Origin of the sequence: Massilia sp. DJPM01 (assembly GCF_030348125.1) — a bacterium.
Classification (GTDB): domain Bacteria; phylum Pseudomonadota; class Gammaproteobacteria; order Burkholderiales; family Burkholderiaceae_D; genus Telluria_A; species Telluria_A frigida.
This window is the reverse complement of the sequence record NZ_JAQOZV010000002.1, coordinates 161,381-184,514: the sequence shown is the minus strand read 5'-3', so window position 1 is coordinate 184,514 and position 23,134 is coordinate 161,381. Positions and strand designations below refer to the sequence as shown.

Here is a 23,134-nt window from a genome sequence, read left to right as displayed (position 1 = left end):
CAGCGCTTTTAGTTGTTATAAGTCAAATTCCGGATGTACCATGCCATGGCTTGCTGCATGCCCTCGCCGATCCGGTGGGTGGGGGCAAAACCGAGTAACTTGATTGCTTTGGAAATATCGGCCTGCGAGTGACGCACATCGCCGGCGCGGAAAGGCGCGTACTGCGGCTGATGGTCTCGCACGTGCGGAAACTGTTCTGCCAGCAATTCGCACATCATCGCGTGCAGCTGGTTCAGGCTGGTGCGCTCGTTGAGCGCGACGTTGTATACCTGGTTGCTCGCTTGCGTATCGTCGGCCAGGGCGGCCAGCAGATTGGCCTGCACCACATTGTCGATGTAGCAGAAGTCGCGGCTGGTTTCGCCGTCGCCATTGATGAACAGCGGCTTGTTCTTGATCAGCGCGGCAATCCATTGCGGGATCACGGCGGCGTAGGCGCCGTCCGGGTCCTGGCGCGGGCCGAACACATTAAAGTAGCGCAGGCCGATGGTCTGGGTGCCGTAGCAGCGCCCGAACACTTCGGCGTACAGTTCGTTGACATACTTGGTGATGGCGTAGGGCGACAGCGGGTTGCCGATCTCGTCCTCGACCTTGGGCAGGGCCGGATGGTCGCCATAGGTCGAGCTGGAGGCGGCGTACACGAAACGCTTGACTTTGGCATCGCGCGCGGCCACCAGCATGTTGAGGAAACCGGTGACGTTGGTATCGTTGGTGGTGATCGGGTCTTCCATCGAGCGCGACACCGAGCCCAGCGCCGCTTCGTGCAGCACATAGTCGGCGCCGGCCACGGCCCTGGCGCAATCGGCGGGCACGCGGATGTCGCCGTGGATGAAGGTGAAATTGGCCCAGGCGGCGCTGCCGACCAGTTCGCGCACCTGGTCCAGGTTGTGCTGGTGGCCCGTGGCGAAGTTGTCGAGGCCGGTGACCTTCTGGTCCAGGCGCAGCAGCGCTTCGACCAGGTTCGAACCGATGAAACCGGCCGCGCCCGTAACCAGCCAGTGGCTGCGGTGCGCGCGCAAGTGCTGTTGAACCTCGATGAATTTATCCACGGCAGACTCCAGTTTCTTATTCATGCTGCATACAAGGAAGCACCAGCGGGCGCTCCCCAAGCGCCCCTACAGGCGCCAGACGGAAAAACCGGCGGCGCGCAAGGCGTCCTGGTCGAACAGCGATTTGACATCCATGAAGCAGGCACCCTTGTTCAGTTTGGCCTGCAGGTCGGACAGCGGACGCGCCAGCAACTCCTTGTGCGAGACCGCCGCGATGATGGCGTCGGCTTGCGGCAGGCGATCCCAGCTCTCCAGTTCCACGCCGTACTCGTGCATGGCTTCGGCGGCATCGGCCACCGGATCGTGCACGTGCACCTGCACGCCGTAGGTTGTCAGTTCGGTGATGATATCGGCGACCTTGGAATTGCGCAGGTCCGGGCAGTTTTCCTTGAACGTCAGGCCGATCACGTTGACCTTCGCACCCTTGACGTTAAAACCGGCCGCGATCATCGACTTGATGGTTTTTTCGGCCACGAACTTGGCCATGCCATCGTTGATGCGGCGCCCCGCCAGGATCACCTGCGGGTGGTAGCCGAGCATGTCGGCCTTGTGCGTCAGGTAATACGGATCGACGCCGATGCAATGCCCGCCCACCAGGCCCGGGCGGAACGGCAGGAAATTCCACTTGGTCCCGGCCGCTTTCAGCACTTCCAGCGTATCGATGCCAATTTTATCGAAAATGATGGCAAGTTCGTTCATCAGCGCGATATTCAAGTCGCGCTGGGTGTTTTCGATGACCTTCGCCGCTTCCGCCACCTTGACCGACGAGGCCCGGTACACGCCAGCCGTGATGATCGATTCGTACAGCTTGGCCACTTCATCGAGGGTGGCCTGGTCGTCGCCCGACACCACCTTGAGGATGGTGGTCAGGGTATGTTCCTTGTCGCCCGGATTGATGCGCTCCGGCGAGAAGCCGACGTGGAAGTCTTCCATCCACTTCAGGCCCGAATGCTGTTCCAGGATGGGAATGCAGACTTCCTCGGTCGCTCCCGGGTACACGGTGGACTCGAAAATGACGATCGCGCCTTTCTTCATATGCAGGCCGACGGTCTTGCTGGCGCCGGCCAGCGGCGTGAAATCGGGATTGTGGGCACTATCGACCGGGGTCGGCACGGCCACCACGATGTAATCGGCGCCGGCGATGGCGGCAGGGTCGGCGCTGACGGTCAGGTGCTGCGCGGCGCGCAACTGGTCACTGTTCAGTTCGCCTGTAGGGTCGATGAAACGCTGATAGCTATCGATTTTGCTGGTCGACAGGTCGAAACCGATCGTCGTGCGTTTCTTGCCGAATTCGACAGCCAATGGCAGGCCGACATAACCCAGGCCAACGACGGCCACTACTTTTGCTGCTGCTTCCATCTGGGTTCCCTGTTTATAACGTATTTGTTATTATAGCAACTGAATTACGCCGGCAAAATTTCCTGTTTGAAAAGAACGACCGAGCGCTCGCCGGATTGTTTTCTCGGGCGTCGCCTCACGCCACATGGCACGAATGAGGGAGCGGCAAGATTGCACGCGGCACAGGTCGCCGATCAATAAAGAATGATCGGAAGCATACCATTAGGAATATACACTCTTTCCTTGCGAAATAGCAAAGTTCGTTACAACTTAACTAACTCTAAAAGAAATTTGTGTTGTTATTTTTATCTGCCCATGGCAGGGGGTGAGGTTTCGCGGGAGCGGCGCATCCGGGTGCGTCCGGTGGACGCGATCGAGGGTCGCGCCGCGCTCCGGAAAAGGCCGCATAAGACGGGCCTGAATCTCTATTGTAATGAGGTGCCACCGGGCTAAAAAAATATTATTGGTAACTGTTGCGTTTTCGCCCCGATGCTTTTTAAGCATGGACCAGCGTCCATCTGGCGTTAGTTTGCGCGCGCTCAAAGTGCGTCGCCGAGAACTTGAACATGAGCTCCATGCGGGAACATCCGGCGCCCGCCGCAGCCTAATTCCATAGTCACTGAGCGTCGCCACCGGCGGCGCCCGCCATCCGCCAGGAGACCTCATGGAAACCACTAGCGACACCGGCCGGCGCCAGGCGCGTCCCGGCTTTTGGCAATACCCCGGCGCCGCGCCCGGCGTGGTCGATGAGGCTGGCGCCGCTGGCGACATGCCGGCGCACCTGACCGGCCCGCCGCATGGCGCGCGCGACATCCGGCTCGGCATGGCGCTCGGGTGGTTCAGCATCGGCCTGGGGCTGGCGGGCCTGATGGCGCCGCGTTTCATGGCGCGCGCGGCCGGCATGCCGGACTGGCCGCAGGTGCTGCGCGTGATGGGCATGCGCGACCTGGTCAGCGGCGCGGGCTTGCTGAACCGGCCCGACGACCAGCTGTGGCGCTGGTCGCGCGTGGTGGGCGACGCCATGGACCTGGGCATCGTCGGCGTCGCCGCGATCCACCCTGATGCCAACCGGCGCCGGCTGGCGTCGACGGCGCTGGCGCTGGCCTCGGTCGGCGCGCTCGACCTGCGGGCCGGCAATCCGCCGCGCCGCACGCCCTCCCATGGGACGCTGGCCGGGCCGCAGGGCGGGCAGCGGGTCCAGCACGCGGTCAGCATCAACCGTCCGCCCGGGGAATGCTACCGCTTCTGGCGCGACCTCGCGCGCCTGCCTGGCTTCATGCAGCACCTCGCATCGGTCACGATCATTGATGAGCGGCTTTCGCACTGGTGCGCCAGGGGGCCGGCCGGGCGCAAGGTCGAGTGGGATGCCGAGATCACCGAAGACCAGCCGGACCAGTTGCTGCGCTGGCGTTCGGTGCCCGGGGCCGACGTCGACAATGCCGGCAGCGTGCGCTTCATCCCCGCCAACGGCGGCCGCGCCACGGTGCTGCAGGTGCAGATGAGCTACCACCGGCCGGCCGGGCGCGCCGGCGCCGCGGTGGCCAGGCTGTTCGGCGAGGAACCCATGATCCAGGTGCGTGACGACTTGCGCCGCTTCAAGCAACTGATCGAAACCGGCGAAATCCCCACCACCCGCGGCCAGCCGTGCGGCGCGCGCAGCCTGGTGTCCACCTTGTTGCGCAAAGGAGCCGACCAATGAAAGCGACGTGCTGGCATGGCGTGCGCGATGTGCGCGTCGAACAGGTGCCCGATCCGGGCATCCTCAATCCGGGCGACGCGATCGTCAGAATCACGTCCATCGCCATCTGCGGCTCCGACCTGCACCTGTACAACGGCGTGGTACCGGGCATGATGCAGGGCGACATCCTCGGCCACGAATTCATGGGCGAGATTGTCGAGATCGGCGCCAGCGGCAAGCGCCTCACGGTGGGCGAGCGCGTGGTGGTGCCGTTTCCCATCGCTTGCGGCCAGTGCTTTTTCTGCGAGCAAAAACTGTTTTCGGTGTGCGAGAACGCCAACCCGAACGCTTACCTGGCACCGGGCAGTGCCATGTGCAGCGCTATATGCAAGCCCTGCTTGAACGCGTGCTCAACGGCGAAATCGATCCGGCCTGCATCATCACGCATCACCTCGACCTGGATGAAGCGCCGCGGGCTTACGCCATGTTCAAGCACAAGCAGGATCACTGCATCAAGGTCGTCATGCATCCTCAGCATTGACGGGCAAGCGCAAGCGCAGCGGGTGGCGGTGTCATGTTTATGCACGGACAGTATCAATTTTCGCTACCACCAGCAGGGTTTACTTTTGCACAACCTGGGTACCTATACTGCGAACCAGCCGAACTTGCAGTGCGTCAGCCAGACTGGATGACGCTGCAGAGCACGGGCTTCGCGATGCGTTTTTACTCAGGAGATTGGTAACATGATCAAGGCAAAAAAAATTCTGGCGTTGGTAGCGGTATCGACCATGCTGTCGGCTTGCTATGTCGTTCCTATCGATCAATATCCACCTCGCGGAAACGGCAACTACAATAACAACGGCGGCGGCGTCGCCATCGTGCCGGTGCCGGCCATCCGCCCGGTGTACACGGCGCGTCTGTATCCGGCCAACGACGAGGCATCGCGCCTGGGCCGCATTTCCGGCACCATCAGCAATCCGGAACGCGGGCATGGCGAATTCTCGTTCGCCGTCGGCGGCGAAGCGTTCTCCGGCGAAGCCACACGCGATCCGGGCGCGACCAAGGGCGTGGCCAATGCGTCCGGCAACCGCGGCGGTTATACGCGCTGCGAATACGTGATGACGCGCGCCGAAATGGGTTCCGGCACCTGCGTGTTTTCCAGCGGCGCGCGTTTCGACATGCACATCACGCAGTAAGCCGCAGGGCGGAGGTTGGCAGCTATTGAGTAGCGGGTAAGTACCTTACACTGGTGCGCGCAGTATCTGTCCAACCAGCTTGTCAGTATGGCTGTGAGCAGCACTGATCAAGTTGCATCCAATATCGTGGAAAGGTCGCATTGATGTCCCGTTTTGACTCCTGGCCGGTCGACCTCGTCGAGGACTTACGTATTTATCAGAGCGAGATGCATGAGGATGCGGATTACCGCATGATCTACAGTTTCTCGCTCGATGCGCTTTCCCCGGCAGATCTGGACGAAGTTGCGTTTCTTGTTAGCCGCGGCGTGCAATCTGTGACCGAACTTCCTGAGTGACGTTGCGACGCAGCCCTTGGCGCTGGCGACCGATAACACGACCGATTCGTGCCCGATGCAAAGGTTCCGGCACCCGGCGTAGCCCGCCTGCCGGTGCTCCCGCGTGGCGCGCTGACCGCGCCCGGCTATCCGTCGCCGACGGCCGGATCGTACATCGCTGGCCTCATATCCTGGCCGACGCGGTGGCCACCCATTGACCACTCCTGCCGGCCCCGAACCGGCCGGCAGCGTGTTTAGTGCTGCCAGCTAAACTTTGGCAACTATCCCGATCGGCATTGACGGCGCCAGTAACGCCAGCCAGAATATTTCCATAAATACAAAAGTTGCGCGTCCTGGGCAGGGGCGCGAACGACCTCACCTGACATGAGGTGGTCTGGCGAATGCCGTGCGCATGAGCCTGTCCGTCTGCCGAGCTTATTCATCCGTATGCCAGGACCGCGCGCAGTCGCGGTCCCCGGAAAACCAATAAGGAGACACGATGAACACAGGTGATACGACAAACAAACGACGCAAATTTTTGCTGGCAACAGGCGCCCTGATCCCCATGGGCCTGATCGGATGCGGCGGCGGCTCGGCGCCGTCTTCCGCACCAGCATCCGCTGCGGCGCCGCCATCGCCACCGCCATCGGCACCGCCATCGGCACCGGAATCGTCCGGGTCGCAGGCCGCGTCGAGGGCACTGTCGAAGTCCGCGCCGGCATCGACCATGACGCTGGGACCGGCCATCGTCGTGGACCAGTTCGGCTACCTGCCGGCACGCGACAAGATCGCGGTGGTGCGCAATCCCCAGACCGGCTTCGACGCGGCTGACAGTTTTACCCCCGGCACGGTGTACGAGGTGGTCAACGCCGTGACCAATGTGGTCGTTTTCAGCGGCGCACCGGTCGCCTGGAATGGCGGCGCGACCGATGCCACGTCGGGCGACCAGGCCTGGCATGTCGACTTCAGCGCGGTGAGCGCTCCCGGTCAGTATGTTATCCGCGACACCCAGGGCAACGTGACGTCGCCGGCCTTCAGGATCGCTGCCGACGTCTACAAACCGGTGCTGCGCGCCGCAGTGCGCTACTTCTATTACCAGCGCGCCGGCATCGCCAAGACGGCGGCGCTGGCCGGCGCCGGCTGGGCCGATGCCGCTTCGCACCTGGGGCCCTTGCAGGACAAGCATGCACGCCTGTTCAGCTCACCCGGCGATGCCTCGACCGAGCGCGATGTCTCGGGCGGCTGGTACGACGCGGGCGACTTCAACAAGTACACGCGCTGGCACGCCGGCTATCTGATTGACCTGCTGCACGCATTTGCCGACAATCCCGGCATCTGGGGCAAGGATTACCACATTCCCGAATCGGGCAACCAGCACCCCGACCTGCTCGACGAAATCAAGTGGGGCATGGATTGGCTGATCAAGATGCAGGAAACGAGCGGCGCGATGCTGTCGATCGCCGGCCTGGCCCACGCCAGCCCGCCTTCGGCGGCTACCGGCCCGACACTGTACGGGCCGCCCAATACGTCGGCCACGCTGGCTGCGGCCGGCGCCTTTGCGCTGGGCGCCAAAGTGTTCGGTACGCGAGCCGGCCTGTCCAGCTACGGAGCCGGGTTGAAGACGCGGGCCGAGCGCGCATGGAACTGGGCTGTCGCCAATCCCAACGTTTTGTTCAAGAACAATGACGCCGCCTACAACTCCCAGGGACTGGGCGCCGGCCAGCAAGAAACCGATGATTACGGGCGCCTTGGCCACAAGCTGGCCGCCGCCGTCTATCTGTATCAACTGACCGGCAAAGCCGTCTACAACAACGTTGTCAATGCACAGTACCTGAACGCGCATTTGTTCGTGTGGTACAACTATGCCTCGCCGTTTGAAGGCGCACTCCAGCAAGCGCTGCTGCATTACGCCAGCCTGTCCACGGCAACCCCGGCCACGGCCGCCGCCATCCGCACGGCCTACGCCACCGGCATGGAAGGCACCGACCACTGGACCGCGATGAGCGGCAAGACCGACCCTTACCTGGCCCATCTGCAGGTGTACACCTGGGGCAGCAACGCCATCAAGTCGCACGAAGGCAATATGTTCGCCGCGCTGGCCCATGACGGCCTGGGGACGCGCCCGGCCGCGGCCAATATGAACGCCGCATCGCACTATCTTCACTACCTGCACGGGGTTAATCCGCTCGGCAAGGTCTATCTATCGAACATGGGCACGCTCGGCGCCGAAAATTCGGTCGACCAGTTTTATCACACCTGGTTCGCGCACGGTTCCGCCAAATGGGATAGCGTCAAGGAGTCGACCTTTGGCCCGCCGCCGGGTTTTCTGGTGGGTGGCCCGAATCCGGGCTATAACTGGGAAAACGGTTGCCCTGGCCTGCATCCGGGCTGCGGTACGGCGGTTCCCGCGCCGCCGTTCGGACAGCCGCCGCAGAAGTCCTATCTCGACTTCAACGATTCCTGGCCGCTGAACTCGTGGTCGGTGACCGAAAACTCGAACGGCTACCAGAGCGCGTATATTCGCTTGCTGTCACGCTTCGTGTCGTAGCCATCGCATCACGCAGCAAGCATCAGCGGGACCGCCGCGCAGATACTGCGCACGCAGGGTGTTGTGCATGACACTTGGCGTGAGCAGTATCCGTCCAACCCCTTGTGTGAGTGTGGCCGTAACGATGAAAATGTATATCCTGGTGCGCGATGATGTGCCGCTCGGTTTTGCGATGGTGGCCGTGGCCCATGCATCGCTGGCCGGCTATCTGAAATTCAAGGACACACCCGAGGTTCAGGCGTGGCTGGCGGGGCCGTTCTTCAAGGCGGTCTGCATCGTCAATGCCAGGGAATTCGAGAATGCGAAGCAGGTGGAAGATCACGTCGTGCTGACCGAGTCCGCGCTCGACAACCGGGAAGTGGCGATCGTCTTTCGTCCGCGCGAGGAATGGCCGAAGATGTTCAAGTTCCTCAAGCTGTACCGGGCCGCACCCGTCATTGGCACCGAAGAGCGCCCTTAACGGCGGGCGCCGGCTCAGGCGGACGTGGCGGCCAGCATCGCCATGAAACGATCGGCCGGCCACTGTTTGCGGTCCGATACCTGGCCGTCGCCCAGTTCGATGAGGCGACGTTCTCCCTGGCTTGATGTGACGACATCGACCGAGAAAAACGGGCTGTCGATGCGTCGGGCGAGCTCGTGCACGAGCTCAGGTGCGCTGCCATCGCGGCCATGCGCCTTGCCATGCAGCACGAAATAGCGCTCCTCGCTGTCGGCTTGCAGCTGCTCAAACTTGCGGATGCAAACGCCGCCTTCAAGCGCACCACGGTATTTTTCGATCAAGCCGACCACTTCCGCAATTTCCTGTGGTGTTGCCGCAACCGAGCCGCGCTGGGTGGTCAGCGATTTGACGTAGTCCTTGACGAAATAGGCGGGCCAGTTCCTGCCGGCCACCGCAGCGGCAAAATCCGCATCGCGCGCGACGATCACCGTTTCCGGCGTAAATTCTTCGCACAGTGCGTACCATTCGGGAAGGTAATGAGAATGGCGGTACTGGGCCGGACTGCTTGCCATCGCGCAGCCATGCTCCGCGATGGCGTGATGCAGCCTCGCATAGCCTTCCGGCGTCAGCATCCAGCCACGGTACAGCACCTTGACTCCGGCCGAGAGGGCCGGCTGCGCCTTGAATTGCCCCGTTTCGAAGTCTTCGAAGGAGAACAGCGAGCACGCGAAACCAGCCGCGCGTGCGGCGTCGAATTCCTCCCCGTACGCTTCGTCGGCCACGCGCTTGTTGAACGGGTCGCAGGGGAACAGCAGGTGCATCGATGGGGCAGGGTGGACGCCGCTCATTTGGACAGCAGTACCTTGTAATAGTCGGCAACGTTGTTGCTGGCACCCTTGCTGATGCGCTGCGATGCTTGTGTCCATGGCCAGAAGTTGGTCCCCGACGTGGTTCGCATCCCCGGCAGCGTCTGTCCGTCCAGCGGGGCCATGCCCCACACGCCACCATGTTTGAGGCGAACCACTTCGCCCAGGTAACTGCCGTACATTCGCGCCACGGCCATGACCTGTTCGTCCGACGGACGTGGCGATTTGGCAGCGTACGAGGTGTGTGCGCGCGCCAGCACGGCTTCGAGCTGCACCATGCTGGCATCACTGCCGTCGAGCTTGATGCCGAACTGGTCGCGCGCCGTCGCCACGGCTTGCGCTGCATAGGCCGTGGCGGCTCGCTGCACCGCTCCATCGGCGACAAAGTCGGGTTTCGGTTTGTCGGCCGCCAGTGCAGCGGCGCCGGGCAGGGAGGCGAATACAAACAGAAGGGCGTTGATCGACGGCATACAGGCTTTCTGAAGGAACCGGTCGATTTTAACATCGCGATATCGGGCACATAGCGATAGCCCTCGCCCAGTCGTCCCCGCGCAGGGGCGGCGTTGCTCAGGCGATGGTTGCGAGAGGCGATGGGGTGAGGTGGGGCCGACGCCAGACGCGCTGGCATGTGGCACAATCCGCCTCATGAAACCAGCACTTGCTATCGCCGCACGCATCAAACACTATCTTGCGACATTGCTGCTCTCGGTGGCGCCATTCTTGGTGCACGCAGCCGCGCCAACCCAACTGACCGATGCGATTCACGCCAAGGTCAAGGCTCTGTCAGCCAGCGGTGACGCCCTGGTCGCGCAGGGAAAAACCCGCGAGGGGGTGGAAGCGTACGTGAAGGCACTTGGCGTCCTCCCCAAACCCTATACCGAATGGGAAGCGGCGACCTGGCTGCTGGTGGCAATCGGCGACGCCAATTTCAAATCCAAACACTATGAACAGGCCAGGCTTGCCTTGCAGGATGCGATGCATTGTCCCGGAGCTATCGGCAACCCGTTTATCCATTTGCGGCTGGGCCAGACACAGTTTGAATTGGGCAATATGACGGCAGCTGCCGATGAACTGGCCCGTGCCTACATTCATGAGGGCAAGGCCATCTTCAAGGAAGACGACCCAAAATACCTGGCCTTCATCAAATCCAAGCTCAAGCCTCCGCCGGGCGGTTGGCCCGCAGGCTGGTAGTCGTCCGAGCACCTTGCCGGGTCAAGACCCATCCGGCTTGCGCAGCCGGCTCAGCAATTCCTCGACACTGTCGCTCACCGGCAAGCCATGCTGGCGCAGCAATTGCAGGTGCAGCACCAGGTTTTCCAGCACCAGCTTGGCCGACACCGCCAGCAGGGTCATCAGCCGGTCTTCGGTGCTGAAGTTGTCCATCGCCGCCGCCATCTCGCACAGATGGGCGGCCACCAGTTCGCGCAGCTCGGCCTCGCCGAAGGGCAGGTCGGCGAAATCGATGGGGTCTTCGTGCTCGACTTCCAGCATCAGCGCGGCAAGTTCTTGAGGTTTGATCGGCATGCCCGGCTCCAGAAAGTTGACTCGCTTCCATTCTAGGCCCGCACGCGACAGGCGCGCCGATCCGCGATAAAATTAAACGGCTTTGATTCCCGATCGTCGTCACACCAGTGATTGGATGCCATGGCGCGTCTCATTTTCACCCAGCAGCTTGCCCGCTTCACCGCTGTGCCGCAGGTCGACACCACTGCGGCCACCCTGCGCGGCGGACTCGACACAGCCTTCGCGGCCAATCCTTTGCTGCGCGGCTATGTGCTCGACGATCAAGGCCATCTGCGCGAGAACGTCGTCGTCTTCATCGACGGGCGGCGCAGCGAAGAACGCACCCGCCTCGACGACCCTCTCACACCCGACAGTACCGTTTACATCCTGCAAGCACTTTCCGGAGGCTGAACATGCGTGCGCGTGCCTATCTTTCCACCCGCAAGGGCTTGTTTGAATTGCAGCGCGGTAGCGCGGGATGGGAAATCGGTCCCCGCCACTTCCTTGGCGAGCCAGTCTCGATCACACTGGCCGATCCGCGCGACGGCACGCTGTACGCGGCCCTCAACCTGGGCCACTTCGGGGTCAAGCTGCACCGCAAGGATGCCGGCAGCGAGGCCTGGACCGAAATTGCCGCGCCCGCCTATCCGCCCAAGCCGGAGGAGAGCACGGATAAAATCGAGTGGAAAAACAAGCTGATCTGGTCGCTGGAAGCGGGCGGGGCCGACCAGCCGGGCGTGCTGTGGGCCGGCACCTTGCCGGGCGGCCTGTTCCGCTCAAGCGACCGCGGCGCCTCGTGGGAGCTGGTGCGTTCCCTGTGGGATGTGCCCCAGCGCGCCGAATGGTTCGGCGGCGGCTATGACGTGCCCGGCATTCACAGCATTTGCGTCGATCCGCGCAACAGCAATCACGTGCTGGTTGGGGTGTCCTGCGGCGGCGTCTGGCGCACGGAAGATGGCGGTGCCAGCTGGACCATCAGCGCCACCGGCATGCGCGCCGACTACATGCCTCCCGAGCTCAACGAAAATGAAGCGGTGCAAGATCCGCACCGCATCGTGCGCTCGGCTGGCGACCCGGATGTGCTGTGGTGCCAGCACCATAACGGTATCTGGCGCTCCAACGACAACGGCCACCACTGGACCGAAATCACCAGCGCGCCGCTGTCGAACTTCGGTTTTGCCGTGGCCGCCCATCCGCGCGATGGCGGCACCGCCTGGTTTGCACCGGCCGAGGCCGACCAGCGCCGCATCCCGGTTGGCGCCGCGCTGGCGGTCACGCGCACCGATGACGGCGGCCACAGTTTCAAGGTCATGAATGGAGGCTTGCCGCAGCAGCATTGCTACGACCTGGTCTACCGCCATGGGCTGGCAGTAGCCGACGATGCCACCACCTTGCTGATGGCCTCGACCAGCGGCGGCGTGTGGATGTCCGAGAATGCCGGCGATAGCTGGCATACCCTGTCGACCACCATGCCGCCCGTCTATGCGGCGTGTTTTGCCTGAGCGAAGTAGCCCAGGAACATGCTGACAGCGGCGTCGACCACGGCGGCGTGCAGTTCCGGCGCCAGCGGCGGCGCGCCCATGGTCACCTGCGGCCAGAACGCCATCGCCTTGACTTGCCCCTGCAGCAGGGTGGCGGCAAAGACCGGGTCGCACTCCTTGAGCTTGCCGTCGGCCAGGGCCGCGCGGATCCAGCGCGTCACCCCTTCCTCGCGCTCGCCCAGGCGCGCCACGATCGCGCGCGCCCGCTCCGGTGCGTGCATGCCCTCGGCAATGGCCACCCGCGCCAGGTCGAGAAAGTCGCGGTCGGCCATGGCCCGCACTTTAATGGTCATCAGTTCGGTCAATTGCGCACGCAGGCTGGCGTCGCTGCGATAAGGCAAGTCCAGTTCGGCGGCGCTGCGCTCGAACAATTGCACCAGCGTCTCGGCGAATAAATCATCCTTGCTGGGGAAGTGATTGTAGACCGTGCGTTTCGACACGCCGGCGTCGGCGGCGATCTTGTCCATGCTGCTCGCTTCGAAGCCGCAGCTGCGGAATTGCTCGGCGGCCGCAGCCAGGATGGCCAGGCGTTTACGGTCGGTCAGTCGTTGAGGTGCATTCATTTTAATATTTTACACCCGCCAGTTTACTTTTCCAAAGAATGAAACTACACTGTGTAGTGTACATTCTTTGATCGGACTCACTGTGCACCGACTTTTCCTCAGCCTCATCTTCATAGGGACACTCCTTACCATGGCTTCTTGCACCTTCGCCGACAGCCCAGCGCCGCGTCACCAGTCGCCCCAGTTCAGCGAGGGCAAATTTCGCAATCCGGTGCCCATGTTCAAGCAAAGCGCCGCCGATTTGATCGGCATCACGTGGACCTTTTTGACCGCCAAGAACAAGAACACCGTACCGAGCGGCGTGATTCCCGTGCAAGCGCTCACCCGCGCGCAATTGCTGGCGGCGCCCGACAACACCCTGTTCCGTCTCGGCCATTCGACCCTGCTGCTCAAGCTCGACAATGCCTTTTACCTGACCGATCCAGTGTTTTCCAAGCGCGCCTCGCCGGTGCAGTGGGCCGGTCCCGCACGCTTTCACCAGCCGCCGATCAGCATCGACGAGCTGCCGCCGCTCAAGGCCGTGATCCTCTCGCACGACCATTACGACCACCTCGACCATGCCTCGATCCTGGCGCTGGCCGCCAAGACCGAACAATTCCTCACCCCGCTCGGTGTGGGCGAGCGCCTGGTGAACTGGGGCATCGATGCCGCCAAGGTAAGCCAGCTCGACTGGTGGCAGGAACGCAAGGTGGGCAATGTGCGCATGGTCGCCACCCCGGCCCAGCACTTTTCCGGGCGCGGCGTAACCGATGGCAACTCGACCCTGTGGGCATCCTGGGTGTTCCAGCATAAGGACTTGCGCGTCTTCTTTAGTGGGGACACCGGCTATTTCGACGGTTTCAAGGCGATCGGCGAGAAATTCGGCCCCTTCGACGTGGCCATGCTGGAAACTGGCGCGTACGACAAGCAATGGCCCGATGTCCACATGCAGCCGGAAGAGACCCTGCAAGCGTTCCTCGACCTCAAGGGAAAATGGCTGATGCCGGTGCATAACGGCACCTTCGACCTCGGCCTGCACCCCTGGCACGAGCCTTTTGATCGCATCGCCGCGCTCGCCACTGCGCGCGGGGTGCCCCTGACTACCCCGGAAATGGGGCAGGCGCTCGACCTCAAGGCCCCGGCACCGGGCAAGGCGTGGTGGAAACGGGTCGATCCCACGCCCGGCTAAGAAGTATTTGCCAAGGGCGTCGCGTTATTGTCACAAGCTGATATCGCGCACCAACACAGGGTTTTGCTATAAATCGGGTCGTTTGAAACGGGTTTCTTCGCTCATATGCACCAACATAGGTCTTTCATCACTGTTATCCAGTTTGCGAATGTAATATGTTGGTGCATGGCAATAAGTTATGCGCATCTGGCATATCCGGCATGGGGATAATAAATGGAGAAAATATGCTGCGGCGCAGTATATTTTGAACTGTCAGCTGGCTACACAGCAGACGATTCGAGCGCCAGAAGCGCCGGATTCATCCATTATCCCTCTGGAGGTTGTATGTTTGCCACTACCCGTTTTGCCACCGTACTGTCCGCGACCTTACTGTGCCTGAGCGCGACCCAGGCCATGGCTGAAGACCGCCCGGCCCGCCTCGAAGTGGCCGGCTGCGAAAAACCTGAATTCCCGGTCCGTTGGCAGGATGACGGCGAAAGCGGCACCGTGACCATCGCTTACCTGGTCGATACCGATGGCAAAGTGGTGCAGTCGAAAGTGCTTGAGTCGAGCGGCGCGGTGCGCGTCGATCGTGCATCGGTCCGCGCTGGCGCCCGCTGCAAGTTTGAACCAGGTGCGAAAGACGGCCAGGCTGCCTTGGCTTGGGCCAAGGTCAAATACGCGTGGGTCGTCGAGTAAATGGGCCGTGGCCCCGGCGTGGACAGGCAATCTGTCCACGCCGGCCATCTGGTTTAGAAGCGGTACAGTAGCGACGCTTCCACCGCGCGCCCGAAAATCGGCCGTGCATTGATCGGACCGCTGCTCTGCGCCCCGGTCAGGCGAGAATTCCCCTCTGTCAGCCCCAGTTCATTGCTCAGGTTCGTGCCCGCGAGCCGGAATTCCCAATGCGCGCCCATTGATGCCAGGATGCCGGCGTCCACCGTTTTATACGAGGGCAGGTACGACTGATTAGACTGGTCGGCCCAGCGGCTGCCCACATGCGCGTAGGTCCCGTACAGCTTGAGCGAATTGTCGCCCATCGGAATCCGGTAGCTTGGCGACAGGCGGAACTGCATCTTTGGCTGGCGCTGCACCAGCTTGCCGGAAATCGCCGGATTGTCGCGGTATTTGGATTCCTGATAGTTGCCCATCAAGCTCACCTGCAGGTTTTTCACCGGCCGCACGGCCAGCTCGAACTCCACGCCATGCCCGCGCGAACCGCTCACCGAGTTCAGCACCGCATCGGTCGTGATCTGCTGGAATGAAATGCCGGTAAAGTCCGTGTAAAAGCCGTTGATGTATGCGCTGTACATGGCGCCCACGGTCTTGAAACCGACTTCGTACTGCGTCACTTTCGGGGTTGGCACGCCCTTGCGGTCGTTCAGCGCCGCCTGGGTGCCGGCGTTGCGCATATCGTCGAAATAGATAAAGGTGTGGCCGGTATTGGCGCGCGCAAACACGCTCATATCCTTGGACAACTTGTAGATGCCGCCCACCGTGAACGAGTTGACGCTGTCGTCGCGGCTGAGCTGGGTGTTGGTGCCGGTCGCAACCGAGGTGCCGTTGTTGTACACCGTCAGCGGATTGGCATCCGTATCCATCGATGTCAGGTTCGAAATCGTCGCTTTCAGGCTCTGCTTTTCGCGGCGCGCACCCACGTCCACCTTGATCTGCTCGTTCACTTTCCACTCATTGGCAACGAACAGGGCGGTATTGTTGCCCTTGTACGCGGCCAGCGGCGCATAAAATACATTCCCATCCACCCCGTTGCGCGAAACGATGGTGCCGTTGCTCAGTTGCACATTGATCAGGCTGGCGTTGGGGGTGGCCGTCATCAGATGGCTGTTGCCCAGATACCACTCGTCATTCGACTTGTAGCGCGCCACATACGCGCCCACCGTGGTCGTATTGTTCTTGAGCAGCTCGCGGCTGATGCGGAATTCGTTGGTGAACGAGCTCAGCTTCTTCTCGACCGACCACAATCCGGCCTGCACCACTTGCTGATTGGGATCGACCGCGCCGCCTTTCACATAGCTGATGCTGCCCGAACCGGCCGCCGCACCCGGATTGTGGGTCGCGTTGGCATTGGCCAGATAGGCTGCGGCCGTCAGCGGGTTATTTCCGGTGAACATAGAGATCGTGTTCAGGTCGCCGCTGAAATAATTTGCCTTGTTCGACACGTCCCAGCCGCCCAGTTTTTGCTCGTACTCGGCGCCGAATACGGTCGCGTCCATGCCGCGCCCGTCCGCCAGGTCGCGCGTGAGGGTCTTGCCGGGCGCCGCGTCGATGGTGAAGTGGCGCATTTCATTGCTCATCAAGGTGCCGGTGAGCGGATCGAAGCCGGGAAACTCCGTGATCGTGCGCCCGTTGTCGCTCGAAATCAGCGGCACGCCCGTGTAAAACGCATTCTTTTCCTTGGTGGTGCGCACGTAGGCGGTCACTTCGCCTTCGTCGAGCCTGCGCGTGAGCGAGGCGGTCAGCTGCTTGCCATCGTCGGCCTTGAACTGGGGATCGCGCACGCCCTGGGTCTGGCGCGCGAAGCCGCCGATGGTCCCGTACCAGCCATCGGCTATCTTGCCGCCGACAAAACCGTCGAGGCGGCGCAGCTTGCCGGTGCCGGTGGTGACACGCAGGGTCGCTTCCGGCGTATCGTCGCCCTTCTTGAGGATGAAGTTCATCGTCGCGCCCGGCTGGCCGACCGAGTAAATCGTGCTCGGCCCGCCGCGCAGCACTTCGACCCGCGCCACCGTGTCGTCCAGGCGGAACGCCGACGAGCCCTCGAAGAACGACAGCACCGGCACCGGATACAGCGGATTGCCGTTCATCTGCACCGACACGAAGGGCGAATCGCTACCGGACGGAAAGCCGCGCACTTCGATATTCGCGCCCGACTGGCCGCCGGTCGACTCCGCATACACGCCCGGCACGAGTTTGAGCACGTCGGCCGTGCTGCTGGGCGAGGCCGATTTGAGCTGTTCCTCGGTTGCCGTGGTGATCGAAAAACTGGTGTCGATCTTGCGCGTGCCGCGCGCCGAGGCGGTGCCGGTCACCACCACCTGCTGGATTTCGGTCGCCACCGCATCGGCGGCCGCCGCATCTGGTGCCGGCGCGGCAGGGGGCGCGGCCTGGCCGGCTGCCTGGGCCTGGTTCATCAGGGTCAGCACGGCCAGCGTGACTGAGGAAAGCAGGAAGTGCTTGTGACTGTTCATCGTTATGCTCGCTTTTTTATCGTGTGTTCTTGTTGAAATCCGTCTCCTGGACTGGCTGCGCATTCGCTTTCCGAGTGCCTGCCGCATGCGTGTCCACTTTCCTTTCCCCACCTTGCCGCACATCGGGCTCGTCTGCAATTTATTAGGATGGCAAGGAAAGACGAATCATTGAAACAAGAAATGATATCGATGTCAATCAAAATGTTATCGATGTCATTTTGTCTGTGGCATGCCGTAAACCTGTCATAATGCGGCGGTGTCGTTGTTTTCCTACCAAAATTGAGCGTTTCCATGGCCGCAAACAAGGCTGCAAGCAAGACTGCCACACCGGCAGCAAGCACGATCGCAGCGCGCAAGAACGACGCCGCCCTGACGATGGAAGACCTCGCCAGCCTGGCGGGCGTTTCCACGATCACGGTATCGCGCGCGCTGCGCGACAGCCCGCTGGTGACGGAAAAGACGCGCGAAAAAATCCGCCGCATCGCCGACGAGCAGGGCTATCGCCTCAACATCAGCGCGCGCAACCTGCGTATGCGGCGCAGCTACTCGGTCGCGGTGGTGGTCGAAATGACGCCCGTGAAGGGCCGTCCCATGTCCGACCCGTATCCGCTTGAGCTCCTGGGCGGCATCACCCAGGAACTGACCACGGCCGGCTACAGCGTGGTGCTCACCTCCAAGCAGTTGATGGACACCGCCCCGGTGCAGGGTGCCGACGGCCTGATTTTGCTGGGCCAGGGCTCGCACGGTGAAGCGGTGCGCTTCCTGCAAAAGGCCAACCTGCCGCTGGTGGTGTGGGGCGCGCCGGAAAGTGGCGCCACCACCATCGTGGTCGGCAGCGACAACCGCCGCGGCGGCGCCAGCGTGGCCGAACGCTTCCTCGCGCAAGGCCGGCGCAAGCTGGTGTTCCTCGGTGACGTCGACCACGCCGAAGTCCAGGAGCGCTGCGCCGGCTTCATCGACGCGCTGGGCGGGCAGGGCACGGTCCACATCATCCGCCCCAAGGCCTTCACCTTCGAGTCGGGCTTCGACAGCATGACCGCGCTGCTCAAGAAAAAAGGCCACGCGTTCGACGGCGTGTTTGCCGCCAGCGATTTGCTGGCCATGGGCGCGATCCGCGCGCTCACCGAACATCAATTGCGCGTGCCTGACGACGTCTCGGTCATCGGCTACGACGATACGCCCGGCGCGGCCAGCTTCGTGCCGCCGCTGACCAGCGTGCACCAGTACCTGCGCGACGGCGGCGTGCTGCTCGCCAAAAAAATGCTGGCGCTGATGAATGGCGAGCAGGTCGAGTCCGAAATGCTGCCGACCACCCTGATCGCCCGCCAGACCTGATTTTTCCACCAAAATCTAAATAAATTGACTTTCCAAACCGATTTGAAATAGACTCGCCTCGAATCCAAACCGGTTTGAAGCGCAAATTTCAAAAGACAGACAAAGGACAAAACCGTGCCGCACGCAAGTATTCCCCACGCTCTCCCGACCGATCCATGGTGCCTTCGCGAGACCGTCTTCGACCCCGCCACGCACTTTTTGAACGAGACCCTGTTCGCCCTCGGTAACGGCTACATCGGCCTGCGCGGCACGCCGGAAGAAGGCTACAGCGGCCCGGCCGGCACCTCGCTCGACGGCACTTACCTCAATGGCTTCTACGAGTCCGAACCGATCGTCTATCCGGAAGCCGCCTTCGCGCTGGCCAAGACCAACCAGTTCATGCTCAACGTGCCGAATGCGAAAGGCATCGACGTCTGGCTCGGCGACGAACGCTTCGACCCGCTGCAAGGCGCGCTCGATCGCTACGAGCGCGTGCTCGACTTTCGTACCGGCGTGCTGCGCCGCAGCGTCGAATGGACCTCCCCGAGCGGCAAGCGCCTTGGCCTTGTCACGCGGCGCGTGGTCTCCTTGGCCGACAAGCACCTGTTCGCGCTTGATGTCGAACTGACCGCGCTTAATTTCTCCGGGCAGGTACGCGTGGTCTCCGGCATTGACGGCGCTGTGCGCAACCAGGAAGCCGGCGACGATCCGCGCATCGGCTCCGCCGTGTCGGGTCCCGCGCTGCACCTGCTGGCGGTGGAGCAGGGCGCCACGACGTCCAGCCTCACCCAGCGCACCCACAACAGCGGCTTTACCTTGGTGAGCGCGATCGACACCGTGGCTGCGGTGGCGGGCAGCGCGAGCCGCCACGAGCTGGCGGCCAGCCACAGTTTTGTGTTCAACCTGGACGTGATGCTGCCGCAAAGCCTGACCAAGTACGGCGTCTATTTTTCATCGCGCGACTATCCCGAGGCGGAACTGGCGGGCCTCGCCGGCGCCGCGCTAAGCAAGGCCAAAGCCGACGGCTTCGATGCCCTGTGCGCGCGCCAGGGGGCGTACCTGGCCGACTTCTGGGACCGCGCCGACGTGGAAATCGCCGGCGACGACGCGCTCCAGCAAGGCATTCGCTTCAACCAGTTCCACCTGCTGCAATCGGTCGGCCGCGACGGCAAGACCAACATCGCCGCCAAGGGCGTGACCGGCGAAGGCTACGAAGGCCACTACTTCTGGGACACGGAGATCTACATTTTCCCGTTTTTCTTGTACAGCAAACCGGAGATCGCCAAACAGCTGCTGGCCTACCGCTACGCCGGTCTTGAGCAGGCCCGCGCGCGTGCGCGCCAGATGTCGCATGCCAAAGGCGCGCTGTACCCGTGGCGCACCATCGCCGGCGAAGAGTGCTCCGCCTACTTCCCGGCCGGGACCGCGCAGTACCACATCAATGCCGATATCGCCTACTCCATCAAGCTGTATCTGGACGCCACCGGCGACCTCGATTACATGGCTTCGGCCGGCGCCGAAATCGTGCTCGAAACGGCGCGCATCTGGATCGGGATCGGCAATTACGACCGCTCCGGGCGCTTCTGCATCAACGAAGTCACCGGTCCCGACGAATACACGGCACTGGTCAACAACAACTACTACACCAATGCCATGGCGCAGATGCACTTGCGCTTCGCGGCGGAGATTGTCGACACCCTGCGCGGCGCGCGCCCGCACGACTTCGAACGCATTGCGCAAACCATCGGCCTTGACGACGCCGAACCGGCCGCCTGGCGCCGCGCCGCCGGCCGCATGGCGCTGCCCTACGACGCCGCCCTCGGCATCCACGAGCAGGACGACAGCTTCCTCGGCAAAAAGCCATGGGACTTCGCCGCCACGCCGAAAGAAAACTATCCGCTGCTGCTGAACTACCACCCGCTGGTGATCTACCGCCACCAGGTGTGCAAGCAGGCCGACGTGGTGCTGGCGCTGCTGCTGCTGTCCGAGCAGTTCACGCAAGACGACAAGAAGCGCGACTTCGACTATTACGAAGCCGTGACCACGCATGATTCGTCACTGTCGTCCTGCATCTTCAGCATCATCGCCTCGGAAGTGGGCTACCACGACAAGGCTTACGATTACTTCATGGAGACCGCGCGCCTGGATCTGGACGACACGCACGGGAACACCCACTACGGCGTGCACACGGCGGCCATGGCGGGCACCTGGATGGGCGTGGCCAATGGCTTTGCCGGCATGCGCGTGACCGACGGCGCGCTGCGCTTTGCGCCCACCCTGCCGGCGCGCTGGCAGCACTACCAGTTCCAGATCCACATCCACGGCGCGCTGCTGCAAGTACGCATCGACGCCACCCACGCGCGCTACACGCTGCTGCAAGGCGAGGCGCTCGGACTGACCCACTGCGGCGAGCGCGTGGCGCTGACCCGCGCCGCGCCATCGGTATCGGTCGCGCGTGCACTTCAGGAGGAAAAGGCATGAGCAGGTTCAAGGCAGTGATTTTCGATCTCGATGGCGTCATCACCGACACCGCGCATTATCATTACCTGGCGTGGAAGCGGCTGGCCGAATCGGAAGGCGTGCATTTCGACGAAGCGTTCAACGAACAGTTGAAGGGCATCGACCGTATGGGCTCCCTGAATCTGATCCTGGCCGGTGCGTCGCGCAGCTACAGCGATGAACAAAAGCTGGCGCTGGCCGACGCCAAGAACCGCCACTACCAGGAGCTGATCGCCACCATGTCGGCGGCCGACCTGCTGCCCGGCGCGGTCGAGGCGCTGGCGGCGGTGCGCGCGGCCGGCCTGCGCATCGGCCTGGCCTCGGTGAGCAAGAACGCCTTCACGGTGCTCGAACGCCTCGGCATTCGCGATCGTTTCGACTACGTGGTGGACGCCGCGCTGATCGCCAACAGCAAGCCGCATCCGGAGATTTTCCTGACGGCGGCGCGCGAACTGGACGTGGCGCCGGGCGACTGCCTCGGCGTGGAAGACGCGGTGGCCGGCGTGGCGTCGATCAAGAGCGCCGGCATGTGGGCACTGGGCATCGGCAGCCCGGACGTGCTCACGCAGGCCGACCGCGTCATCCCGGCGCTGGACCGCTTCAAGCTGGAGGATTGCCAGTAAGCGTCCAGCAGGTCCGTCGTGGAACACAGAATAAAAAATACAATGGAGACAGCGTGAAAAACCAACGCATCATGTTAGCCCTTTTTCTGATTTACTTCGTCTTTGCGATCCTGCTTAACAGCGTCGGCACGGTCATCCTCCAGGTCATCGGCAACTACGGCGTGACCAAATCGAGCGCCAGCATTTTGGAAGCGTTCAAGGACTTGCCGATTGCGGTCGTGTCATTCCTGGTGGCGTCCTTCCTGCCCCGCATCGGCTACAAGAACGCCATGCTCGCAGCCCTGGCGCTGGTTACCGCCGCCAGCATCGCCATGCCGCTGGTACCTGCCTTCTGGACCGCCAAGCTGCTGTTCCTGTGCGTGGGCGTGGCGTTCGCGCTGGTCAAGGTGTCGGTCTATTCGACCCTGGGTCTGATCGCACGCGACCGCCGCCACCATGCCGGCATCATGAATACGCTCGAAGGTGTGTTCATGGTCGGCGTGTTGAGTGCCTACTGGATCTTCGGCTACTTCATCGATTCGTCCGACCCTGCTTCGCGCAGCTGGCTGCAGGTGTACTGGGTGCTGGCCGGGCTGTGCGCCGTCACCTTCGTACTGGTGCTGTCCACCACGTTCGAGGAAGGCAGCGCGCAGCTGCCGGCGGGGCGTAGCCGCTGGGACGATTTTACCGCCATGCTCAAGCTGTTTTTCAAGCCGCTGGTGTGCGTATTCGTCATGACCGCCTTCCTGTACGTGCTGATCGAGCAAAGCGTGGGCACCTGGCTGCCGACCTTCAACAACGAAATCCTCAAGCTGCCGGCGGCCATGAGCGTGCAGGTGACCAGCATCTTCGCCGCCTGCCTCGCCATCGGGCGCCTGTCCGCCGGTGTCGTGATGCGCAAGATGAACTGGTACCCGGTGATGAACATCTGCGTGATCGGCATGGCCGCCATGGTGCTGCTGGCGCTTCCGCTCACGCACGACGTGGTGGCCGACCCCAACATCACCTGGTCCAGCGCGCCGCTGGCAACCTTCCTGTTCCCGCTGATTGGCCTGTTCATGGCGCCGATTTACCCCGGAATCAATTCGGTCATGCTCAGTTCCCTGCCGCCGCACCAGCACTCGTCGATGACCGGGCTGCTGGTGATTTTTTCGGCGCTGGGCGGCACCACCGGCTCTTTCATCACCGGCTACGTGTTCGGCAATTTCAGCGGCCACTTCGCGTTCTACCTGACGCTGGTGCCAATCACGCTGGTGCTGATCACCTTGTACTTCTTTAAACGGCAGGTCGATCGTGCCGCGTGACCCTGTTGCTATAATCGCAGTCTTTAC

General features: G+C 62.5%; 23 protein-coding genes. 15 read left to right on the top strand and 8 right to left on the bottom strand.

What is annotated here, in order from left to right; genetic code table 11:
- Positions 1–8: 8 nt before the first annotated feature.
- Together PO883_RS02265 and PO883_RS02260 are read right to left on the bottom strand one after the other, a co-directional pair.
- Positions 9–1,070, bottom strand: a complete 1,062-nt coding sequence (locus PO883_RS02265; RefSeq protein WP_289308319.1) for an SDR family oxidoreductase — start codon at positions 1,068–1,070, stop codon at positions 9–11.
- Between the two features lie 42 nt (positions 1,071–1,112).
- Positions 1,113–2,405, bottom strand: a complete 1,293-nt coding sequence (locus tag PO883_RS02260; protein WP_289308318.1) for a nucleotide sugar dehydrogenase — start codon at positions 2,403–2,405, stop codon at positions 1,113–1,115.
- A gap of 643 nt (positions 2,406–3,048) precedes the next feature.
- Between PO883_RS02260 and PO883_RS02255 the strand changes: the two genes are divergently transcribed.
- From PO883_RS02255 to PO883_RS02240, 4 genes are all read left to right on the top strand, one after another.
- The gene (locus PO883_RS02255; RefSeq protein ID WP_289308317.1) at positions 3,049–4,083 is read left to right on the top strand and encodes an SRPBCC family protein; all 1,035 of its coding nucleotides are present in this window, start codon (positions 3,049–3,051) and stop codon (positions 4,081–4,083) included.
- Complete coding sequence (locus PO883_RS02250) at positions 4,080–4,754, top strand: alcohol dehydrogenase catalytic domain-containing protein (protein WP_289308316.1); 675 nt, start codon at positions 4,080–4,082, stop codon at positions 4,752–4,754. The genes PO883_RS02255 and PO883_RS02250 overlap by 4 nt, the downstream gene beginning before the upstream one ends.
- Before the next feature lie 51 nt (positions 4,755–4,805).
- On the top strand, positions 4,806–5,258 hold the full coding sequence (locus tag PO883_RS02245; RefSeq protein ID WP_167084336.1) for a hypothetical protein: 453 nt from the start codon (positions 4,806–4,808) through the stop codon (positions 5,256–5,258).
- Between the two features lie 143 nt (positions 5,259–5,401).
- Positions 5,402–5,593, top strand: coding sequence for a hypothetical protein (locus PO883_RS02240; RefSeq protein WP_289308315.1), 192 nt, complete (start codon positions 5,402–5,404; stop codon positions 5,591–5,593).
- Positions 5,594–6,007: 414 nt separating this feature from the next.
- Here PO883_RS02240 and PO883_RS02235 read toward each other — a convergent pair whose 3' ends face one another.
- The gene (locus PO883_RS02235; RefSeq protein WP_289308314.1) at positions 6,008–6,301 is read right to left on the bottom strand and encodes a hypothetical protein; all 294 of its coding nucleotides are present in this window, start codon (positions 6,299–6,301) and stop codon (positions 6,008–6,010) included.
- Here PO883_RS02235 and PO883_RS02230 point away from each other — a divergent pair.
- The gene (locus tag PO883_RS02230; protein ID WP_289308313.1) at positions 6,300–8,120 is read left to right on the top strand and encodes a glycoside hydrolase family 9 protein; all 1,821 of its coding nucleotides are present in this window, start codon (positions 6,300–6,302) and stop codon (positions 8,118–8,120) included. The two genes, PO883_RS02235 and PO883_RS02230, sit on opposite strands and share 2 nt — an antisense overlap.
- 124 nt (positions 8,121–8,244) lie before the next feature.
- Positions 8,245–8,580: a hypothetical protein gene (locus tag PO883_RS02225; protein WP_289308312.1), complete on the top strand. Its 336-nt coding sequence runs from the start codon at positions 8,245–8,247 to the stop codon at positions 8,578–8,580.
- A gap of 14 nt (positions 8,581–8,594) precedes the next feature.
- Here PO883_RS02225 and PO883_RS02220 read toward each other — a convergent pair whose 3' ends face one another.
- Together PO883_RS02220 and PO883_RS02215 are read right to left on the bottom strand one after the other, a co-directional pair.
- Entirely contained in the window at positions 8,595–9,407 is an 813-nt protein-coding gene (locus tag PO883_RS02220; protein ID WP_289308311.1) for an ATP-grasp domain-containing protein, read from the bottom strand.
- Positions 9,404–9,895: a hypothetical protein gene (locus PO883_RS02215; protein ID WP_289308310.1), complete on the bottom strand. Its 492-nt coding sequence runs from the start codon at positions 9,893–9,895 to the stop codon at positions 9,404–9,406. The genes PO883_RS02220 and PO883_RS02215 overlap by 4 nt, the downstream gene beginning before the upstream one ends.
- 175 nt (positions 9,896–10,070) lie before the next feature.
- Here PO883_RS02215 and PO883_RS02210 point away from each other — a divergent pair, with 175 nt between their 5' ends.
- A complete protein-coding gene (locus PO883_RS02210) occupies positions 10,071–10,616 on the top strand; it encodes a M48 family metallopeptidase (protein ID WP_289308309.1) in 546 nt (181 codons plus the stop codon).
- A 21-nt stretch (positions 10,617–10,637) separates the two neighbouring features.
- On the opposite strand, the gene PO883_RS02205 is transcribed toward PO883_RS02210, so the two are convergent.
- Positions 10,638–10,949 carry a hypothetical protein gene (locus PO883_RS02205; protein WP_289308308.1) on the bottom strand — a complete coding sequence of 104 codons (312 nt, stop codon included), beginning with the start codon at positions 10,947–10,949 and terminating at the stop codon, positions 10,638–10,640.
- A gap of 120 nt (positions 10,950–11,069) precedes the next feature.
- Between PO883_RS02205 and PO883_RS02200 the strand changes: the two genes are divergently transcribed.
- Together PO883_RS02200 and PO883_RS02195 are read left to right on the top strand one after the other, a co-directional pair.
- Positions 11,070–11,339 (top strand): MoaD/ThiS family protein, encoded by a 270-nt coding sequence (locus PO883_RS02200; RefSeq protein WP_289308307.1) that lies wholly within the window; start codon positions 11,070–11,072, stop codon positions 11,337–11,339.
- Between the two features lie 2 nt (positions 11,340–11,341).
- Positions 11,342–12,430 (top strand): exo-alpha-sialidase, encoded by a 1,089-nt coding sequence (locus PO883_RS02195; protein ID WP_289308306.1) that lies wholly within the window; start codon positions 11,342–11,344, stop codon positions 12,428–12,430.
- Here the strand turns inward: PO883_RS02195 and PO883_RS02190 are convergent.
- Positions 12,409–13,032: a TetR/AcrR family transcriptional regulator gene (locus PO883_RS02190; protein ID WP_289308305.1), complete on the bottom strand. Its 624-nt coding sequence runs from the start codon at positions 13,030–13,032 to the stop codon at positions 12,409–12,411. The genes PO883_RS02195 and PO883_RS02190 overlap by 22 nt on opposite strands.
- 130 nt (positions 13,033–13,162) lie before the next feature.
- Here PO883_RS02190 and PO883_RS02185 point away from each other — a divergent pair, with 130 nt between their 5' ends.
- Together PO883_RS02185 and PO883_RS02180 are read left to right on the top strand one after the other, a co-directional pair.
- Positions 13,163–14,200, top strand: a complete 1,038-nt coding sequence (locus PO883_RS02185) for an MBL fold metallo-hydrolase (RefSeq protein WP_289308304.1) — start codon at positions 13,163–13,165, stop codon at positions 14,198–14,200.
- Between the two features lie 324 nt (positions 14,201–14,524).
- Complete coding sequence (locus PO883_RS02180; protein ID WP_289308303.1) at positions 14,525–14,878, top strand: energy transducer TonB; 354 nt, start codon at positions 14,525–14,527, stop codon at positions 14,876–14,878.
- 53 nt (positions 14,879–14,931) lie between these two features.
- On the opposite strand, the gene PO883_RS02175 is transcribed toward PO883_RS02180, so the two are convergent.
- Positions 14,932–17,388, bottom strand: coding sequence for a TonB-dependent siderophore receptor (locus PO883_RS02175; RefSeq protein ID WP_289308302.1), 2,457 nt, complete (start codon positions 17,386–17,388; stop codon positions 14,932–14,934).
- 291 nt (positions 17,389–17,679) lie between these two features.
- Between PO883_RS02175 and PO883_RS02170 the strand changes: the two genes are divergently transcribed.
- The 4 genes from PO883_RS02170 to PO883_RS02155 all read left to right on the top strand — a co-directional run bounded on the left by PO883_RS02170 (position 17,680) and on the right by PO883_RS02155 (position 23,107).
- Positions 17,680–18,723 carry a LacI family DNA-binding transcriptional regulator gene (locus PO883_RS02170; protein ID WP_289308301.1) on the top strand — a complete coding sequence of 348 codons (1,044 nt, stop codon included), beginning with the start codon at positions 17,680–17,682 and terminating at the stop codon, positions 18,721–18,723.
- A 114-nt stretch (positions 18,724–18,837) separates the two neighbouring features.
- On the top strand, positions 18,838–21,183 hold the full coding sequence (locus PO883_RS02165) for a glycosyl hydrolase family 65 protein (RefSeq protein ID WP_289308300.1): 2,346 nt from the start codon (positions 18,838–18,840) through the stop codon (positions 21,181–21,183).
- Positions 21,180–21,824, top strand: coding sequence for a beta-phosphoglucomutase (gene pgmB, locus PO883_RS02160; RefSeq protein ID WP_289308299.1), 645 nt, complete (start codon positions 21,180–21,182; stop codon positions 21,822–21,824). The genes PO883_RS02165 and pgmB overlap by 4 nt, the downstream gene beginning before the upstream one ends.
- A gap of 71 nt (positions 21,825–21,895) precedes the next feature.
- Positions 21,896–23,107: a sugar MFS transporter gene (locus PO883_RS02155; RefSeq protein ID WP_289308298.1), complete on the top strand. Its 1,212-nt coding sequence runs from the start codon at positions 21,896–21,898 to the stop codon at positions 23,105–23,107.
- The last annotated feature ends 27 nt before the right edge of the window (positions 23,108–23,134 follow it).

Excerpts from the sequence above, each read along its gene's own strand:
- PO883_RS02265 (WP_289308319.1), bottom strand. The coding sequence starts at position 1,070 with ATGAATAAGAAACTGGAGTCTGCCGTGGATAAATTCATCGAGGTTCAA.
- PO883_RS02260 (WP_289308318.1), bottom strand. The coding sequence starts at position 2,405 with ATGGAAGCAGCAGCAAAAGTAGTGGCCGTCGTTGGCCTGGGTTATGTC.
- PO883_RS02255 (WP_289308317.1), top strand. The coding sequence starts at position 3,049 with ATGGAAACCACTAGCGACACCGGCCGGCGCCAGGCGCGTCCCGGCTTT.
- PO883_RS02250 (WP_289308316.1), top strand. The coding sequence starts at position 4,080 with ATGAAAGCGACGTGCTGGCATGGCGTGCGCGATGTGCGCGTCGAACAG.
- PO883_RS02245 (WP_167084336.1), top strand. The coding sequence starts at position 4,806 with ATGATCAAGGCAAAAAAAATTCTGGCGTTGGTAGCGGTATCGACCATG.
- PO883_RS02240 (WP_289308315.1), top strand. The coding sequence starts at position 5,402 with ATGTCCCGTTTTGACTCCTGGCCGGTCGACCTCGTCGAGGACTTACGT.
- PO883_RS02230 (WP_289308313.1), top strand. The coding sequence starts at position 6,300 with ATGACGCTGGGACCGGCCATCGTCGTGGACCAGTTCGGCTACCTGCCG.
- PO883_RS02235 (WP_289308314.1), bottom strand. The coding sequence starts at position 6,301 with ATGGTCGATGCCGGCGCGGACTTCGACAGTGCCCTCGACGCGGCCTGC.
- PO883_RS02225 (WP_289308312.1), top strand. The coding sequence starts at position 8,245 with ATGAAAATGTATATCCTGGTGCGCGATGATGTGCCGCTCGGTTTTGCG.
- PO883_RS02220 (WP_289308311.1), bottom strand. The coding sequence starts at position 9,407 with ATGAGCGGCGTCCACCCTGCCCCATCGATGCACCTGCTGTTCCCCTGC.
- PO883_RS02215 (WP_289308310.1), bottom strand. The coding sequence starts at position 9,895 with ATGCCGTCGATCAACGCCCTTCTGTTTGTATTCGCCTCCCTGCCCGGC.
- PO883_RS02210 (WP_289308309.1), top strand. The coding sequence starts at position 10,071 with ATGAAACCAGCACTTGCTATCGCCGCACGCATCAAACACTATCTTGCG.
- PO883_RS02205 (WP_289308308.1), bottom strand. The coding sequence starts at position 10,949 with ATGCCGATCAAACCTCAAGAACTTGCCGCGCTGATGCTGGAAGTCGAG.
- PO883_RS02200 (WP_289308307.1), top strand. The coding sequence starts at position 11,070 with ATGGCGCGTCTCATTTTCACCCAGCAGCTTGCCCGCTTCACCGCTGTG.
- PO883_RS02195 (WP_289308306.1), top strand. The coding sequence starts at position 11,342 with ATGCGTGCGCGTGCCTATCTTTCCACCCGCAAGGGCTTGTTTGAATTG.
- PO883_RS02190 (WP_289308305.1), bottom strand. The coding sequence starts at position 13,032 with ATGAATGCACCTCAACGACTGACCGACCGTAAACGCCTGGCCATCCTG.
- PO883_RS02185 (WP_289308304.1), top strand. The coding sequence starts at position 13,163 with ATGGCTTCTTGCACCTTCGCCGACAGCCCAGCGCCGCGTCACCAGTCG.
- PO883_RS02180 (WP_289308303.1), top strand. The coding sequence starts at position 14,525 with ATGTTTGCCACTACCCGTTTTGCCACCGTACTGTCCGCGACCTTACTG.
- PO883_RS02175 (WP_289308302.1), bottom strand. The coding sequence starts at position 17,388 with ATGAACAGTCACAAGCACTTCCTGCTTTCCTCAGTCACGCTGGCCGTG.
- PO883_RS02170 (WP_289308301.1), top strand. The coding sequence starts at position 17,680 with ATGGCCGCAAACAAGGCTGCAAGCAAGACTGCCACACCGGCAGCAAGC.
- pgmB (WP_289308299.1), top strand. The coding sequence starts at position 21,180 with ATGAGCAGGTTCAAGGCAGTGATTTTCGATCTCGATGGCGTCATCACC.
- PO883_RS02155 (WP_289308298.1), top strand. The coding sequence starts at position 21,896 with ATGTTAGCCCTTTTTCTGATTTACTTCGTCTTTGCGATCCTGCTTAAC.